The organism is Roseateles sp. (assembly GCF_036404855.1).
Classification (GTDB): domain Bacteria; phylum Pseudomonadota; class Gammaproteobacteria; order Burkholderiales; family Burkholderiaceae_C; genus Pelomonas.
This window is the reverse complement of the sequence record NZ_DASWYS010000070.1, coordinates 1-2461: the sequence shown is the minus strand read 5'-3', so window position 1 is coordinate 2461 and position 2461 is coordinate 1. Positions and strand designations below refer to the sequence as shown.

The following is a 2461-nucleotide window of genomic DNA, read 5'->3' as shown; positions in this document are numbered from 1 at the left end:
CGCCGAGGCGGCCAAGGAAATCAAGGGGCTGATCAGCGCCAGCGTGGACAGGGTCGAGACCGGCAGCCGTCTGGTGGGCGACGCGGGCCAGACCATGGGCGAGGTGGTGGCCAGCGTGCAGCGGGTGACCGACATCATCGGTGAGATCAGTGCGGCCGCGGGCGAACAGAGCGACGGCATCGGCCAAGTGAACGTGGCGGTGGCGCAGCTGGATCAGATGACGCAGCAGAACGCCGCGCTGGTCGAGGAAAGTGCAGCAGCGGCCCAGAGCCTCAAAGACCAAGCCACTGTGCTGACCCGCACGGTGCAGGTGTTCCGGGTGCAATGACCACGATCCGCCGCAGGAGCGGAGTCTTTGCGGTCGCGGCCTTCGCTCTCGACCGGGCGCCTGCGCTCAGGCCTTCTTCTTGAGCAGGCCGTAGAGCGCCAGCAGCACGATGGCGCCGACGACGGAAGCGACGAATCCCGCCGGTTGACCCGGCGCATAGAGCCCCAGGGCGGCGCCTGCGTAGCTGGCCAGAAACGAGCCGGCGACGCCGAGCAGGGCCGTCATGATCCAGCCCATGCTGTCATCGCCGGGCTTGAGCATGCGTGCGACGAGGCCTGCGATCAGGCCGATGAACAGGGTGCCGAGAATGGACATCATGCGAAAGGCTCCTTTCAGAACGCAGAGACAGGCCTCTGGGTGTCGGTCACTGTAGCGCCATTCTTTCGATGGCGCAGCCTGTACCTGGCGCCGTCGCCCGGTGTGTGCAGGACGTCATCCCGCAGCAGCCTTCAGGCGACAGAGTTCGCCGCTTCAATCGCTTCGGTCAGTTCAAGCCACCGCGCCTCGACCGTCTCGATCTCGTCGTTCACCGCCTTGAGCTGCCGACCGGCGTCGGCCAGGGCTGCGGGCGTGGCCGGCTGGCTCAGGGTGTCTTCCAGCCGCTGCTTGTCCTGGGTCAGCGCGGCGAGACGTTTCTCCGCCTGTTCCAGCGATTTCTTCAGCGGTCGCAGGCGCTCGGCCAGTTGCTGGCGCTTCTGTGCATCGAGCTTGCGCTGTTCGGCGCTGCTGGGCGCCGGTGCGGCGGCCACGGCCGGGGCGGGGGCTGACGCCACCACCGGTGCCGGGGCCGGTGCAGTCTCTGCCCGCGCCTCCTGCCGGCGCGCCTCGCGGGCCTGCTTGGCCACGTCCAGCAGGTAGCGCTGGTAGTCGTCGAGGTCGCCGTCGAACGGGGCGATGCCGCCCCGCGAGACCAGCCAGAACTCGTCGCACACCGCGCGCAGCAGGGCCCGGTCGTGGCTGACCAGCATCACCGTGCCTTCGAACTCGTTGAGCGCGACCGACAGCGCCTCGCGCGTGGCCAAGTCCAGGTGGTTGGTCGGTTCGTCCAGCAGCAGCAGGTTTGGGCGCTGCCAGACGATCATGCACAGCACCAGGCGCGCCTTCTCGCCGCCGCTCATGCTGCCCACGGCCTGCTTGACCATGTCGCCGCTGAAATTGAACCCGCCCAGGAAGCTGCGCAGGTCCTGCTCGCGCGTGGCCTGGCCACTCAGGCGGCCTTGTGCCGTGCAGTCCTTGACCAGTCGGATCATGTGCTCCAGCGGCGTGTCGGCCGGGCGCAGCACGTCCAGTTCCTGCTGCGCGAAGTAGCCGATGTTCAGGCCCTTGCCCTCGATGATCTCGCCGCTGATCGCGGCCAGGTCGCGCGCGATGGTCTTGACCACGGTGGACTTGCCCTGGCCGTTGGCGCCCAGGATGCCGATGCGCTGGCCGGCCAGCACCGACTTGCTGACGCCGCGCACGATGGTGATCGGGTCGCCGCCGTCCACCGCCGGCGGGTAGCCGAAGCTCACGTCGTGCATGGCCAGCATGGGGTTGGGCAGGTTCTGCGGTTCGGCGAACTCGAAGTTGAACTCCGCCTCGGCCAGCACCGGGCCGATCTTCTCCATGCGCTCCAGCGCCTTGACCCGGCTCTGCGCCTGCTTGGCCTTGCTGGCTTTGGCCTTGAAGCGGTCGATGAACTTCTGCAGGTGTGCCATCTTCTCCTGCTGGCGCGCGTAGGCCGTGGCCTGCAGCGCCATCTGCTCGGCGCGCATGTCCTCGAAGCGGCTGTAGTTGCCGCCGTAGCGGGTCAGCAGGGCGCGTTCGATGTGCACGGTGACATCGGTGACCGCGTCGAGGAATTCGCGGTCGTGGGAGATCACCAGCAGCGTGCCCTGGTAACGCTTGAGCCAGTCTTCCAGCCAGACCAAGGCGTCCAGGTCCAGGTGGTTGGTGGGTTCGTCGAGCAGCAGCAGCTCGCTCGGGCACATCAGCGCGCGCGCCAGCTGCAGGCGCATGCGCCAGCCACCGGAGAAGCTGTTGACCGGTCGTTCCAGCTCGTCGCTGCGAAAGCCCAGGCCCAGGATCAGGGCCTGCGCCCGCGCCGGCGCATCGTGCGCGCCCGCGTCGTGCAGCGCCATGTAGGCGTGGGCC

General features: G+C 68.2%; 3 protein-coding genes. 1 reads left to right on the top strand and 2 read right to left on the bottom strand.

Going from position 1 to position 2461, the window contains the following annotated elements; all coding sequences use genetic code 11:
- Positions 1–328: methyl-accepting chemotaxis protein (locus VGF12_RS04905; RefSeq protein ID WP_331174927.1), on the top strand; the 328-nt coding region annotated here is incomplete at its 5' end.
- Between the two features lie 66 nt (positions 329–394).
- Here VGF12_RS04905 and VGF12_RS04900 read toward each other — a convergent pair.
- Together VGF12_RS04900 and VGF12_RS04895 are read right to left on the bottom strand one after the other, a co-directional pair.
- Positions 395–646: a GlsB/YeaQ/YmgE family stress response membrane protein gene (locus VGF12_RS04900; protein ID WP_206610671.1), complete on the bottom strand. Its 252-nt coding sequence runs from the start codon at positions 644–646 to the stop codon at positions 395–397.
- Positions 647–777: 131 nt separating this feature from the next.
- On the bottom strand, positions 778–2461 hold a 1684-nt coding region (locus tag VGF12_RS04895), incomplete at its 5' end, for an ABC-F family ATP-binding cassette domain-containing protein (RefSeq protein ID WP_331174926.1).

Bases quoted from the DNA above. Each gene is read 5' to 3' on its own strand.
- VGF12_RS04900 (WP_206610671.1), bottom strand. From the start codon at position 646: ATGATGTCCATTCTCGGCACCCTGTTCATCGGCCTGATCGCAGGCCTC.